Origin of the sequence: Alkalibacter mobilis (genome assembly GCF_015594845.1) — a bacterium.
Taxonomy (GTDB): domain Bacteria; phylum Bacillota; class Clostridia; order Eubacteriales; family Alkalibacteraceae; genus Alkalibacter; species Alkalibacter mobilis.
This window is the reverse complement of the sequence record NZ_JADNRK010000004.1, coordinates 33,030-47,202: the sequence shown is the minus strand read 5'-3', so window position 1 is coordinate 47,202 and position 14,173 is coordinate 33,030. Positions and strand designations below refer to the sequence as shown.

Annotated in this window: 15 protein-coding genes; all 15 read left to right on the top strand. The window is 43.5% G+C overall.

Going from position 1 to position 14,173, the window contains the following annotated elements; translation table 11 throughout:
* Nucleotides 1–15: 15 nt before the first annotated feature.
* The 15 genes from atpE (IWB18_RS12780) to IWB18_RS03245 all read left to right on the top strand — a co-directional run bounded on the left by atpE (IWB18_RS12780) (nt 16) and on the right by IWB18_RS03245 (nt 14,172).
* The gene (gene atpE / locus IWB18_RS12780; protein ID WP_225877744.1) at nt 16–807 is read left to right on the top strand and encodes an ATP synthase F0 subunit C; all 792 of its coding nucleotides are present in this window, start codon (nt 16–18) and stop codon (nt 805–807) included.
* 80 nt (nt 808–887) lie between these two features.
* On the top strand, nt 888–1,142 hold the full coding sequence (atpE, locus tag IWB18_RS03310; protein WP_269747898.1) for an ATP synthase F0 subunit C: 255 nt from the start codon (nt 888–890) through the stop codon (nt 1,140–1,142).
* A 19-nt stretch (nt 1,143–1,161) separates the two neighbouring features.
* A complete protein-coding gene (atpE, locus tag IWB18_RS03305) occupies nt 1,162–1,413 on the top strand; it encodes an ATP synthase F0 subunit C (protein WP_195682182.1) in 252 nt (83 codons plus the stop codon).
* A gap of 72 nt (nt 1,414–1,485) precedes the next feature.
* On the top strand, nt 1,486–1,989 hold the full coding sequence (locus IWB18_RS03300) for a F0F1 ATP synthase subunit B (RefSeq protein ID WP_195682181.1): 504 nt from the start codon (nt 1,486–1,488) through the stop codon (nt 1,987–1,989).
* Entirely contained in the window at nt 1,986–2,543 is a 558-nt protein-coding gene (atpH, locus tag IWB18_RS03295) for an ATP synthase F1 subunit delta (RefSeq protein ID WP_195682180.1), read from the top strand. Before IWB18_RS03300 ends, atpH begins: the two co-directional genes overlap by 4 nt.
* Nucleotides 2,544–4,049 carry a F0F1 ATP synthase subunit alpha gene (gene atpA / locus IWB18_RS03290; RefSeq protein WP_195682179.1) on the top strand — a complete coding sequence of 502 codons (1,506 nt, stop codon included), beginning with the start codon at nt 2,544–2,546 and terminating at the stop codon, nt 4,047–4,049.
* Between the two features lie 27 nt (nt 4,050–4,076).
* Nucleotides 4,077–4,949, top strand: coding sequence for an ATP synthase F1 subunit gamma (gene atpG, locus IWB18_RS03285; RefSeq protein WP_195682178.1), 873 nt, complete (start codon nt 4,077–4,079; stop codon nt 4,947–4,949).
* A gap of 31 nt (nt 4,950–4,980) precedes the next feature.
* Nucleotides 4,981–6,384, top strand: a complete 1,404-nt coding sequence (atpD, locus tag IWB18_RS03280) for a F0F1 ATP synthase subunit beta (protein ID WP_195682177.1) — start codon at nt 4,981–4,983, stop codon at nt 6,382–6,384.
* A gap of 13 nt (nt 6,385–6,397) precedes the next feature.
* The gene (gene atpC, locus IWB18_RS03275; protein WP_195682176.1) at nt 6,398–6,796 is read left to right on the top strand and encodes an ATP synthase F1 subunit epsilon; all 399 of its coding nucleotides are present in this window, start codon (nt 6,398–6,400) and stop codon (nt 6,794–6,796) included.
* 419 nt (nt 6,797–7,215) lie between these two features.
* Nucleotides 7,216–8,226 carry a rod shape-determining protein gene (gene mreB, locus IWB18_RS03270; RefSeq protein WP_195682175.1) on the top strand — a complete coding sequence of 337 codons (1,011 nt, stop codon included), beginning with the start codon at nt 7,216–7,218 and terminating at the stop codon, nt 8,224–8,226.
* Between the two features lie 129 nt (nt 8,227–8,355).
* Nucleotides 8,356–9,381 (top strand): LCP family protein, encoded by a 1,026-nt coding sequence (locus IWB18_RS03265; protein WP_195682174.1) that lies wholly within the window; start codon nt 8,356–8,358, stop codon nt 9,379–9,381.
* A gap of 11 nt (nt 9,382–9,392) precedes the next feature.
* Nucleotides 9,393–10,208: an ABC transporter permease gene (locus tag IWB18_RS03260; RefSeq protein ID WP_195682173.1), complete on the top strand. Its 816-nt coding sequence runs from the start codon at nt 9,393–9,395 to the stop codon at nt 10,206–10,208.
* A 9-nt stretch (nt 10,209–10,217) separates the two neighbouring features.
* Nucleotides 10,218–11,420: an ABC transporter ATP-binding protein gene (locus IWB18_RS03255; RefSeq protein WP_195682172.1), complete on the top strand. Its 1,203-nt coding sequence runs from the start codon at nt 10,218–10,220 to the stop codon at nt 11,418–11,420.
* A 23-nt stretch (nt 11,421–11,443) separates the two neighbouring features.
* Complete coding sequence (locus IWB18_RS03250) at nt 11,444–13,030, top strand: CDP-glycerol glycerophosphotransferase family protein (RefSeq protein WP_195682171.1); 1,587 nt, start codon at nt 11,444–11,446, stop codon at nt 13,028–13,030.
* Nucleotides 13,027–14,172, top strand: coding sequence for a CDP-glycerol glycerophosphotransferase family protein (locus IWB18_RS03245; protein WP_195682170.1), 1,146 nt, complete (start codon nt 13,027–13,029; stop codon nt 14,170–14,172). The genes IWB18_RS03250 and IWB18_RS03245 overlap by 4 nt, the downstream gene beginning before the upstream one ends.
* Nucleotide 14,173: the final 1 nt, after the last annotated feature.

Below are 14,173 nucleotides of genomic sequence, written 5' to 3'. Positions count from 1 at the left end.
GAAGGAGGTTTGATGATGGAAACCAATTTTATCCAATGGTTCTTTGACTTTATTATGGGATATGAGCCAAAAGTAATTATAGCCTGTGCATCCGTTCTAGGAGCCGGATTTGCAATGATTGCTGGTATTGGCCCGGGAATCGGTCAGGGTTATGCTGCCGGAAAAGGCGCAGAAGCCACAGGACACAGTCCCAAGGACAGCAAGAATATCATATCCACAATGCTTCTTGGAGCTGCAATAGCCGAGACTTCAGGCATACTGGCTCTTGTAGTAGCACTTATTCTGATTTTCGGAAATCCACTGGTAACTTCCACAGGGGGGATGGTAGTAATAGCCAGCTCCGCATTGGGAGCGGGTATTGCCGTTATAGCTGGAATGGGCCCGGCCATAGGTCAAGGTTACGCAGCAGGGAAAGCCACTGAAGCGGTAGGGATAAATCCAAGGAACTCAAAAGGTGTGACCCTTGTAATGCTGGTAGGCCAGGCAGTTGCTCAGACTACCGGTATCTTGGCTCTTGTTATATCACTTATTCTATTGTACGGTAACCCTTTTGCTTCCATGGAAGGTGCTTTTATAATAGTGGGTGCATCCGCTCTTGGAGCGGGGATCGCCATGATTGGCGGTATCGGACCGGGTATCGGCCAGGGCTATGCAGCGGGCAAGGCAGCTGAAGCCACGGGCAAGAGACCGGATCAGCAGAGCAATATAACCAAGATAATGTTTTTGGGCCAGGCAGTTGCCCAGACAACAGGTATATACGCTCTTATTGTATCTTTGATACTTATGTATTCGAATCCATTTGTATAAAATGCACTTTATCAAAAAATAATTGAATATGAAAACCCAATCAAAAACAGCACGAAACGTGCAATAACAAGAGGAGGATAATGATGATAACAGGTATAGAACTAATAAAAGCATGTTCCGCAATCGGCGCCGGATTGGCCATGATAGCAGGTATCGGACCTGGGATCGGCCAGGGATACGCAGCCGGCAAGGGAGCCGAAGCCGTCGGAAGACAGCCTGAAGCGCAGGGAGATGTTACAAGAACAATGCTTCTTGGAGCCGCAGTAGCAGAGACTACCGGTATCTACGGACTTATCGTAGCGATGATATTATTGTTTGCAAATCCATTTATTTAAGCACAGGGGAGGATAAAAAATGATAACAGGTATAGAACTAATAAAAGCATGTTCTGCAATAGGAGCAGGACTGGCAATGATAGCAGGTATCGGACCTGGGATCGGCCAGGGATACGCAGCCGGCAAGGGAGCCGAAGCCGTTGGAAGACAGCCTGAAGCTCAGGGAGATGTTACAAGAACAATGCTTCTTGGAGCCGCAGTAGCGGAGACTACCGGTATCTACGGACTTATCGTAGCAATGATACTGTTGTTTGCAAATCCGTTTATTTAAACGCGGTATGGTTGTTGAATCGTTCGATGCACCCTGGGTGCAAAATATAGACCTGAGAGGGGAGGTAACCTAATGGGAAACACTGGAATGGTAAATCTGGATTTTATGCAAATCGCAGCAAATATATTCAACTTTCTGGTACTGGTTTTCATCGTTAAAAAGTTCTTCTATGACAAGATAAAGGCATTCATGGAGTCCAGAGCTCTAGAGATAAGCTCTGAAATGACGGAGGCTGAAAAATTAAAGGCAGAGGCCGAAAAATACAAGGTGGAGTATCAGGAGAAACTAAGCAATATAGAAAACGAGTCAAGAGATATCATCAGAAGCGCCACAACTAAAGCCAACGAAAAAAGAAACGAGATCCTCAAGCACGCCGATATGGAAGCCGACAGAGTTTTTGAAAGAAATCAAATTGAGATCCGACGCGAGAAGGAGAAAGCGCTGGAAGAACTCAAGGGTGAGATCGTTGAATTGTCGATCCTGGCAGCTACAAAAGTCGTAGAATCGGAAATGGACAACGAGAAACACCGCAAACTTATCACAAACTTTATTGAAGAGGCGGGAGAGGCGCAATGAGTCTGGTAGGAAAAAAATATTCCCAGGCTTTGCTGGAAGTCGCTAAGGAACAGAAAATCGTCGATGAAATCTACGAGCAATTCAGGATGGTCATGAGAAGTTTCAGAGATAATCTGAAATTGTGGGAAATTCTTATATTGCCGAGCACTCAGACCGACGAAAAAAAGATTATCCTTGAAAAGATCTACAAGGATCAAATCAACGGGTACCTTTACAATTTCCTTATGTTGTCCGTGGACAAAAATCGAATCGAAGATATCAAGGATGTCTTTGACTCTTTCAGAGAGTTGTACTTTGCGGAGAACAACCTGGTCGAGGCAAACGTGGTAAGCGCCATCGAACTGGACGAAAAGGACAAAGAGCGACTGAAAGACAAGCTTGAGAAAAAATACAATAAAACAGTCATGTTGACCACTGAAATTGACAAGAGCATCATAGGCGGATTGATAGTATACATAGGCGACCAGGTAATCGACGGAAGCGTTAAGAGAAAAATATCTTTGCTCAAGAATGAGTTGAAAGAAATAAGACTACAAGAGTTAGGGGTGAATTAATTGAATCTCAGACCTGAAGAAATTAGCAAGGTGATCAAGGAACAGATTTTACAATATGAGCACAAGCTGGAAACAGCTGATGTAGGTACAGTGATTCAAGTAGGAGACGGTATTGCCCGTATCCACGGACTGGAAAATGCCATGGCCGGAGAGCTTTTGGAATTTCCCCAGGATGTATTTGGAATGGTATTGAACTTGGAAGAAGACAACGTCGGTTGTGTACTTTTAGGTGACGACACCAAGATAGTCGAAGGCGACAAGGTCAAGTGTACAGGAAAAATAGTAGAGGTTCCCGTAGGAGAGGCCATGATCGGAAGAGTTGTAAATTCTCTTGGACAACCTATCGACGGTAAAGGACCCGTTGTCACATCCAACACCAGACCGGTAGAAGTAAAGGCACCCGGCGTTATCGAAAGACAATCGGTCGATACTCCGCTTCAAACTGGTTACAAGGCCATTGACTCAATGATCCCAATAGGCAGAGGCCAAAGGGAACTTATCATCGGAGACAGACAGACCGGTAAAACAGCACTGGGAATAGACACCATCATCAATCAAAAGGGTGAGGACGTAATATGCATATACGTCGCCATCGGACAAAAGGCATCTACCGTAGCTCAAATCGTAAGCAAACTTACTGAAATGGGAGCAATGGATTACAGTATAGTAGTAGCATCTACAGCCAGCGAGCTGGCACCACTTCAATATCTGGCTCCTTACACCGGAGTCACCATAGGTGAATACTTCATGGCCCAGGGAAAAGACGTCCTTATAATTTACGACGATCTTTCCAAGCATGCGGTGGCATATCGTGCAATGAGTCTTCTTCTTAAAAGACCACCAGGAAGGGAAGCTTACCCTGGAGACGTATTCTACCTTCACTCCAGACTTTTGGAAAGAGCGGCCAAGCTGAAAAGCGGGGGTTCATTGACGGCTTTGCCTATAATCGAGACACAAGCCGGAGACGTATCCGCATATATCCCTACCAACGTAATATCGATAACAGACGGACAGATATTTTTGGAGTCGGAATTATTCTTCGCAGGTATCAGACCGGCCGTAAACCCAGGTATATCAGTATCCAGGGTAGGTGGCGCGGCTCAGATAAAAGCCATGAAGAAGGTTGCCGGACCGCTTAGGATAGAGTACGCCCAGTACAGGGAACTTGCCTCTTTCGCACAATTCGGTTCCGATCTTGACGAAGCCACCAAGGCGCAACTTGCCAAGGGAGAAAGAGTTGTTGAACTTCTTAAGCAGGATCAATACGCACCGATGAAAGTTGAACATCAAGTTTTGGTCATCTACGCCATAACCAATGATTTTGCAGCAAAAGTACCTGTTGACAAGATCAAGGAATACGAAAAAGGACTAGTCGAATACGCCGACTTGAACTATCCTGAAACCCTTAAGTTCATAAAGGACGAGGGAGCCCTTTCAGATCCTATAGTCGATCAGTTGACGGAGTTGTTGACTAAATTTACGGATTCGTTTGTAAAGGAACTGTAAAATGTCCATTAACGGAGGTGAATGACCATGGCGGAGAATATTCGTGATATTAAAAGAAGAATAAAAAGCGTCAACAGTACAAAGCAGATCACCCATGCCATGGAACTGGTTGCTTCTTCCAAGTTGAGAAAAGCCAGGATGAGAGCTGAAGCCAGAAAGTCATACTTTGAAACCATGCTTACCAGCATGCGTGAAATGGCAGCCCAGTGCGAGAGGATAAAGAGCGTTTATCTCGAGCAAAGGGAAATCAAAAAGACATTGTACATAGTCGTGACCGCTGACAGGGGACTTGCTGGAGGCTACAACGCCAACGTAATAAAGCTGGTGACCAATGCAGTCAAGGACAAGGAACAGGCGGCACTTATCACTTTGGGTTCCAAAGGAAGGGATTACTTTCAAAAGAGAGGTTACGACGTGATCCACGACGTGATCGGAGTTTCGGAACAACCTACCTACGCCCAGGCCTGTGAAATAGGCAAAATGGCAATGGACATGTATAAAAGTGGAGAAGTTGATCAAGTGGTACTCAGCTTCACAGAATTTGTGTCCACCATCACTCAAAGAGCAAACATGATACAACTTCTGCCTTTGAGCAGAGACGAGTTTGATGAAGTGGAGATGCCCCAAAAGGACGAAATTCCTTTGATAATGACTTTTGAGCCCTCTCCCGAGAGCCTTCTCAATTATCTTATGCCAAAGTATATCTGCACCACTATCTATGGCGCCATGATAGAAGGAAGCGCATCGGAGCAAGGTGCAAGAAGAATGGCCATGGAAACTGCTACTGACAACGCAAATGAAATGATAGACGTTTTGACACTTCACTATAATAGAGCTAGACAGGCACAGATCACTCAGGAATTGACTGAGATCATCGGTGGCGCCAACGCTCAGAAATAATTACCGATAAAAGAAGATTGGAGGCAATATAATGGCACAAAATGTAGGACAGATCGTGCAGATAATAGGCCCGGTTATAGACGTTAAGTTTAAAAGAGAACATCTGCCCAAGCTGTACAATGCGATAACCATTGACCATATGGGTGAAAAGCTCGTTGTTGAGGTTGCCCAGCACTTGGGAGATGACATAGTCAGATGTATAGCGATGGATTCAACAGACGGACTTAGAAGGGGAATGGATGCATTTGACACAGGACTTCCCATACAAGTTCCAGTTGGGAAAGACACCTTGGGAAGAATGTACAACGTACTTGGAGAGCCCATAGACGGCAAACCTGTACAGGAGGGTATCGAAAGACACCCTATCCACAGAAGCGCTCCTTCCTTTGACGAGCAGCAGACGGAACCTGAAATGTTCGAGACCGGCATCAAGGTCGTTGACCTTATTGCACCATACACAAAAGGTGGAAAGATCGGACTTTTTGGTGGTGCGGGTGTAGGAAAAACCGTACTTATCCAGGAACTTATAAACAACATTGCTACCGAGCACGGCGGACTTTCAGTATTTGCCGGAGTAGGAGAGAGAACGAGAGAAGGAAACGACCTTTACTACGAGATGATGGAGTCCGGAGTAATCAACAAGACGGCTCTATGCTTCGGTCAAATGAACGAGCCACCGGGAGCAAGGATGAGGATCGCCCTTACGGGTCTTACCATGGCCGAGTATTTCAGAGACGAAGAGGGACAGGACGTACTTCTTTTCATCGACAACATATTCAGATTTACCCAGGCGGGTTCGGAAGTATCCGCACTTCTGGGAAGGATGCCTAGTGCGGTAGGTTACCAACCTACTCTTGCAACTGAGATGGGTGCCCTTCAAGAAAGGATCACATCTACAAGCAAGGGTTCCATAACATCGGTACAAGCCGTATACGTACCTGCCGATGACCTTACCGACCCGGCCCCTGCAACAACATTTGCCCACCTTGACGCAACTACAGTACTTAACAGGGCAATATCCGAAAAAGGCATCTACCCTGCAGTAGATCCGCTGGACTCTACTTCAAGGATCTTAGATCCGCAGATAGTAGGTGAGGAACACTACAGAGTTGCAAGAAACGTTCAGGAAATTCTTCAGAGATACAAGGAACTTCAAGACATAATCGCCATACTGGGTATGGATGAGCTTTCTGATGAAGACAAGGTCATTGTAACCAGAGCGAGAAAAGTAGAGAGATTCCTGTCTCAGCCTTTCAGTGTTGCCGAGCAGTTTACCGGTATTGAAGGTAAATATGTACCTATCAATGAAACCATAAGAGGATTTAAGGAAATCATCGAAGGCAAGCACGACAACCTTCCTGAATCTGCCTTCCTTCTGGTTGGAACGATTGATGATGCCATTGAAAAAGCCGAGAGAATGAAAGCTAAAAATTAAGGAGGGTGATCTGATGTCCACGTACAGGCTGCGAATCATCACGCCCGATAGAGTGTTTTATGACGGTGAAATCGAAAAAATAGTACTTAAGGGAGCAGAAGGGGACATGGCTATCCTGGCCGATCACACACCCTTGATGACCACCCTTGCCTTGAGTGAACTCAAGGTTTTTACGGAACCAAAGAATTTCAAGATGGCGACCCTGCTGGGGGGATTCGCCAAGATAATGCCTGACAATGTGGTTATTTTGGCGGATGCCGCCGAATGGCCTGAAGAAATCGATGTTGAGCGTGCGGAACAGGCGAAAAAGAGAGCTGAAGAGAGACTTAAAAAGAGCGACCAGGATCTCATCAGGGCTCAAGCCGCATTGAGAAGGGCAATAGCAAGGATCAAGGTAAGCCAGTACAAGTAAACACAAAGGGATGCACTCGGATATTCAGATTCGGGTGCTTTTCTTTTATATTGATTGTCATCCTGAGCTTGTCGAAGGATCTCTACAAATACTTAGATTTTTCACATGTGTTCAGAATGACACCTTGTATTGATACGTCATCTTGAGCCTGTCGAAGGATCTCTACAAATACTTAGATTCTTCACATGCGTTCAGAATGACGCCTAGTATTGATTCGTCATCCTGAGCTTGCCGAAGGATCTCCTTTCTTAAAATTCCCTTAACTCCCGAAAATTTTATTCTCCAAAATCTCCTTCTATGTTACAATTAACCTGATTTTGCGATAATTATTTTACAACACCTATATGGTAATGTATTTTCCTTATGATATAATAAGTTGTTGTACAGTCGAACACAAAGATGGGAGTGAAAAGTTAACAATGGCATTTAGAAAAGATATTGGGATAGACCTGGGCACCGCAAACATACTTGTTTACGTAAAGGGTAAGGGGATAGTTTTGCAGGAACCTTCGGTTGTTGCTATTGATACAAATACAAATGAGATAAAAGCCATAGGCGCTGACGCCAGAGCGATGCTGGGAAGAACCCCGGGAAACATCCAGGCAATCAGACCTTTGAGAGACGGAGTCATCTCCGACTTTAAGATAACTGAAAGAATGTTGAAATACTTCATAGCAAAAGTAGCGGGCAATAGAAGGATATTCAGACCAAGAGTGGTAGTTGGTATCCCCAGTGGTGCTACGGAAGTTGAAAAAAGAGCTGTTGAACAAGCGGTCCTTTCTGCAGGTGGAACCAATCCTGTAATAGTTGAAGAGCCTGTAGCTGCAGCCATAGGGGCGGGGATCGACATCACCCAGCCTACGGGAAACATGGTAGTAGACATCGGTGGCGGTACTACTGACGTAGCCGTACTGTCATTGGGCGGAATAGTCGAGAGCACATCCATCAAAATTGCCGGAGACAAATTTGACGAATCCATAGTCAGGTACATGAGAAAGAATCACAACGTGCTTATCGGTGAAAGAACTGCCGAAGATCTTAAGATCAACATAGGAAGCGCATATCCCGGCGAAGAAGAGCAGACCATGGACATCAGGGGTCGAGACCTTCTCAGCGGTTTGCCTAAAACCATAACAGTTACATCCGAAGAGATAAGAGAAGCTTTGGCAGACAACATAGTTGCAGTGATCAATGCGATTCACGGCGTTTTGGAAAAAACTCCACCTGAATTGGCATCCGACATTAGCGACACCGGAATTTATCTTGCTGGCGGTGGAGCACTGCTGAAGGGATTAGACAAATTGATATCTGAAAGAATGGGCGTGCCCGTCAATATAGTTGAGAATGCAGAATCCTCTGTGGCTTTCGGAACAGGAAAGATACTGGATAACGTACATCTGCTTGGAGGCGGAAAAAGATCCTACGATTAAGGCGCTGATAACCGAGACACGGAGATTTCCGTGTCTTTGTCTTAATATGGATTAAAAATTTTAACATTATAAATATTTTAATGTTAAAATAAAATGGTACGCCTGATAAAAGATCGAAGGAGCTGTCACATGAAAAAACTGACAAAAAACAAAAAAATAGCAATCGTATCAATTTTGATAGTCGTACTCCTGGGAACGGCTTTTGGAGTTTATCAATACAATCAGATAAAAGACGCAAAGGCGGTTTTCTTAAAGCAGCAGGAAGCTGAGCGAAAATTGCAGGAAGAGCTGGATTCTCAGCAGGAGGCAAAAGACGGAGTTTCAACAATTTATCAGCAGGACAGGATAAACATCCTTCTTATGGGCTTTGACAAAAATGAGGCGAGAGACGAGTATTACAGGCTGTTCAGACCAGATGCCATAGTCCTGGTTTCCATGAATCTGAGCGACGACACCGTAGACCTCATATCTTTTCCCAGAGACAGCAAGGTATGGATAGCTCACAGACCAGGAATGGACAAGATAAACGCTTCATTTTATTACGGGCACGATCTTGGAGGCGGAAAAACGGATGAAGAAAAGGAGCTTATGGGCTATAAGTACGTAGTTGATACTGTAAGTGAATTTTTGGGAAATATCTATATAAACAATTACATAGCCATCGACATGGATGGGTTCATCAAGCTGATAGACGACATCGGAGGAGTAGAGGTATTTGTTGAGGAAGATGTTTATTACGCCAACTATGAGAATCGGTTGATTGCAGAAGCCGGACAGCAGACCATGATGGGTAAACAGTTTCTTGCGTATATAAATGATCGCGAAGGTGATGCCACCAAGGATGTGGACAGGGCTTCAAAAATGCAGGAAGCTTTTCAAATGGTGTACGATCAACTTAAAAAGCAAAACAAGATATCAATAATCCCCAAACTTATTTCCAATTACAATGAAAATATTGATACGGACCTTTCCCTTAAGGAAATGAGCGCTTTGGGATTGTATGTTCAAAAGATAAATATTTCAACCATGAACAAGTACGTGGTCAAAGGGGAGTATGAGTATATCGACAACAACATATACTACATTCCCGATCAAAACGAAAGATTTGAATTGGTGAAAAATGTATTCGGGTTTGAATTTACCCCCGAAAGATAAGAGGTCGTCAAATGATGGATTTTTTCAGGTATCCCTGGATAATGATCAAGGAAAATTTCATAAATACGGGAAGGACTGTGGAAATGTCCCTGAAGGAATTGAACAAGAGGTACAGCGGTGCGGCTCTCGGTGCTTTCTGGGCACTGGTTAAACCCCTTTTGTTCATCGGTGTCTACTGGTTTGCCGTCTCTGTGGGCATAAGGGGCGGAAAGGATATAAACGAACATCCCTACATCCTTTATCTGGTAGCTGGCATAATACCCTGGTTCTTCATATCCGAGACACTGGTCTATGCCGGAAAATCCCTGCGCAACAACAAGCATCTGGTAACTAAGATGGTCTACCCTGTATCCACCATACCCACATTCAGCGTTTTGTCCCAGTTGTACGTCCATCTGGTCATGACTTTTATCGTTGTGGTGATATTTGCCCTGGCGGGGCAGGCCCCAAACTTATATTACCTTCAACTGCTTTACTATAGTTTCGCCATGTTTGTATTCATGACGGTGTTGTCGTGGACCACGTCTGCACTCATCGTAGTTAGCAGGGATTTTGAACATTTGATAAAATCCGTAACGCAGATGCTATTTTGGCTGACCCCCATAATATGGCACATAGGCAACGTAACGGGGGTTTTAAAGCTGGTGGTGATGGCAAATCCCATCAACTATTTCGTCAGCGGTTATAGAGACAGCCTTTTAAATCAAAGGTGGTTTTACGACAACCTGGGATACACCTTTTATTTTTGGGGTGTTACGATCACTCTTGCACTTGTGGGAGCATTTTTGTTTGGCAAGCTCAAGGATGAATTTGCGGATATTCTGTAAGGAGCGCATATGGAAAATAGTATAGAGATAAAAAACCTCACAAAAATATATAAGATATACAAGAGATCCTGGCACAGGGTGGCGGACATTTTTTTAAAAAAGAAAAACTACTCTCAATTTCATGCCTTGGACGATCTTACCATTTCAATCCCCAAGGGAGAAGCTTTGGGAATATTGGGGAAAAACGGTGCTGGAAAATCCACGTTGCTTAAGATGATAACCGGAGTAACGTCGCCTACAAGTGGAAGTATAAGGATTAACGGTAAAATCAGTGCTCTGCTTGAACTTACAAGCGGGTTCGATCCGGAACTTACAGGTATGGAAAATATCTACCTTAAAGCTCTGGCCATGGGTATCCAGAAGAAGGAAATGGACAAGCAGATCCAAAACATCATCGATTTTGCAGATATAGGGGATTACATAAACCAACCTGTAAGGACCTATTCAAGCGGCATGAAATCCAGATTGGGATTTGCAATCAGCGTAAATGTGGATCCCGACATCCTCATAGTCGATGAGGCCTTGGCGGTTGGGGACGACGTATTCAAGCTTAAGTGCATCGAAAGAATGGAAGAGTTCAAGGAACAGGGCAAGACGATCCTGTTTGTAAGCCACTCCCTTTTTACGGTAAAATCATTTTGCAACAAATGTGCATGGATAAAGGACGGAAAACTCATGGATTACGGGGATACTGGTCCCGTAATGCTCAAATACGAAACCTTTTTAAAGGAAGAACGTGCAAAAGAAAAGGCTCAAAAGCTCATGAAATCCGAAAAGAAGCAGTCCATACTGGGTAAAGAAGACATCCTTGAGTACAAAAACTTCAGGATGATAGACAGCAACGGATCTGTCACCGACAGGTTTTCGTACATGGAGGACGTAAGATTCTCCGTGGATTATACGATCAAAAAACCCATGCAGAATCTCAGGTGGTGCTTTACAGTAAGAGATGCGGAGACCAATGAGATTTTCGGCAGCGACAAAAGAAGCGAAAATCATAAAATAGAAGACTCCTTGGGTACGCACACGTTGAAAGTTAGAATAAAGGATCTGAAACTATTGCCCGGGAAATACCTTCTATCTGGAGAGATAAGGGACAACAAAGGGGCTCTTCATTTCGGTTATTCCAACAAGACTCCCTTTTACGTGGATTCCGATGAATTCCACGGTACGGGTATCCTATACATGGATCACGAGTACGAAAACAATTGAAAGATATTTCGGAGGAATTAAAATTGTCATACGATCATATTTTAAACGACGGGATTTTTGCCGATGACATCAGTTGGGAAAGAATAAATTTAATATTACGTATCCAAGCGGATCTTGATGACCGTGAAAGATTTGATAAGATCCAAATCGTGTCAAAGGATGGAAAACGTTCTTTCGAACTTCCGTTGACAAAAGACGATAAAAATCTTGTGGCCAAAATCAATGTAATGAGCATCAACAAGGCATTCCCTTTAGCGGAAGGGATGTACAGGTTTGTATTAAAGGATCCCAAGGGAAAAAGCCTTCCCGTAAAGGGTAAGATCACTGTTGCAGAAGGGGCGCAAAAGGACTTTATATACGGTAAAAGCTGCTATTCTGTAAACCCCATGATAGGATCTGACAACGACCTGGTGGTGGAGATAATCGATCATGTAAACTTCAAGGTAAAACCAAAGTCGGACTTGAAGAATTTCATAAAGGCGACAAGAAAATATTTGTACGCCTTACTGTACAAGGTGTGCACATACACCACAAAAGTCAAGGAGAACAGGGTTTTGTTCGCAACGGATTCAAGGATCAGTCTTGGGGGGAATCTAAAGTTCGTCCATGACAGATTGGTCCAGAAGTATCCCGGTTACGAGATAAAATATTTGTTCAAGGAAAAAGTGAGCAAAAAAAGAGGACTGTCTGACAAATTCAAGATGCCCTGCTTGCTGGCCACTTCGAAATACATAATTATAGACGATTATTATCCTATGATATACGGACTTAAGCTAAGAAAAGGTGTGGAACTTGTACAATTGTGGCACGCAGTAGGGGCTTTTAAGACCTTCGGATACTCAAGGGTGGGCAAACCCGGGGGGCCAACCCCATTTTCAACACATCACAAAAATTATACAAAGGCCATCGTCAGCTCCAGAGAAGTTGCAAAATACTATGCGGAAGGCTTCGGTATAGAGGAATCAAAAGTACATGCAACAGGTGTGCCTCGGACGGACGTGTTCTTTGACGAGGATTATTTAAGAGACAAAAAAAGAGAAATATACCAGGCATTTCCCATATTTAAAAACAAAAAGGTCATAACCTTCGCTCCTACCTTCAGGGGAGCGGGAGCAAAATCGGCTTATTACGATTATGACAAGATAGATTTCAAGGAATTCTACGAAATGTGCAAGGACGAGTATGTTGTCATATTCAAGATGCACCCATTTGTAACAAAAGGTTTGAAGATCCCGGAAGAGTACAAAGACAAGTTTTTCGATCTTTCCGGCGAAAGGGACATAAATGACCTGCTTCTGGTTACTGATCTGCTTATTACGGATTATTCATCCACCTGCTTTGAATACTCCCTGCTGGGAGGACCCATGCTGTTTTATGCCTATGACCTGGATGAATATATTTCAGGCAGGGATTTCTACTACAAATACGAAGATTTTGTTCCAGGCAAGATCTGCAGGACATTTGAAGAGCTGTTGACATCCATAAGAGATGAGGACTATATGCAAAAAAAGGTGGAACCTTTCAGGGATAAATTCTTTGAATATGCCGACGGAGGAGCTACGGAGAGAGTGGTGGATCTGCTGTTTTCGAATGAAGGGGATATAAAGTGATAAATTCCATAAGAAAAAACATCATAAAATTTGCCTGGATATTTTTGTCCATGCTGCCGGTCAGAAACAAGATAACCCTGGCAAACCTTAGCACCGGAAAACTTGATGGAAATCTTAAATATATATACGAAGAACTTTTAAGGCAGGATACCGGTCACGAAGTCAAATTGTTTCTTCATAAATCTCAAGATGATTTTAATGGAAAGATCGTATACTTGATGAGGATGATCCAAGCTGCCTACCATATTGCAACAAGCAGTTTCTTTATCGTGGACGATTACTTATACCCACTGTATGTAGTCAAACCTAAAGATGAGACTACAGTAGTGCAGGTATGGCATGCCTGCGGGGCTTTTAAGAAATTTGGATACAGCGTTGTAGACAAAAGCTTCGGGGTCGGCAAAAGTTTTTTAGAAAAAGTGAAGATCCACTCCAATTATGACTGCGTTTTAGTCAGTTCAAAAGAAGTGGCCAAACATTATGCCGACGGATTTCACATGGATATAAACAAGATAATATCCATAGGGATTCCAAGAACGGATATATTTTTTGATGAAGAAAAAAAAGAACAGATAATAAAAAAGCTAAGAAACAAATATGACATATTCGGAGATAAAAAGTTGCTTCTTTACGCTTCTACATTCAGAGGAAACAGCAGATTCGATGCAAAAGGCGGTTGCAATCTGGATATGGAGGATCTAAAGAAGCAGTTGGGTGACGACCATGTGCTGATATTGAAACTTCATCCTTTTGTAAGCCAAGGATTCCAGATGGACGACAAGTACTCCGATTTTGCAATAGATTTGTCCAAAGACGAAGACATCAACGAGCTTATGATACTTTCAGACATCTTGATCACAGATTATTCTTCCGTGGTTTTTGAGTTTGCCCTGATGGAAAAACCTATGGTTTTCTATGCCTACGACCTTGAAAGCTACATGGATGAGAGGGACTTTTACTACAACTACGAAGATTTCATTCCCGGTCCTATAGCGAGAGATCAGGATGAGTTGGCAAAGATCATCAAAAATGATGTTTGGGATATGGATAAAATCAGGCAATTCAAGGATAAATTTTTCGATTACAAGGACTCGGGATCTACAAAAAGATTTATCGACAAGATAATCAAAGGGCGGGATTGAT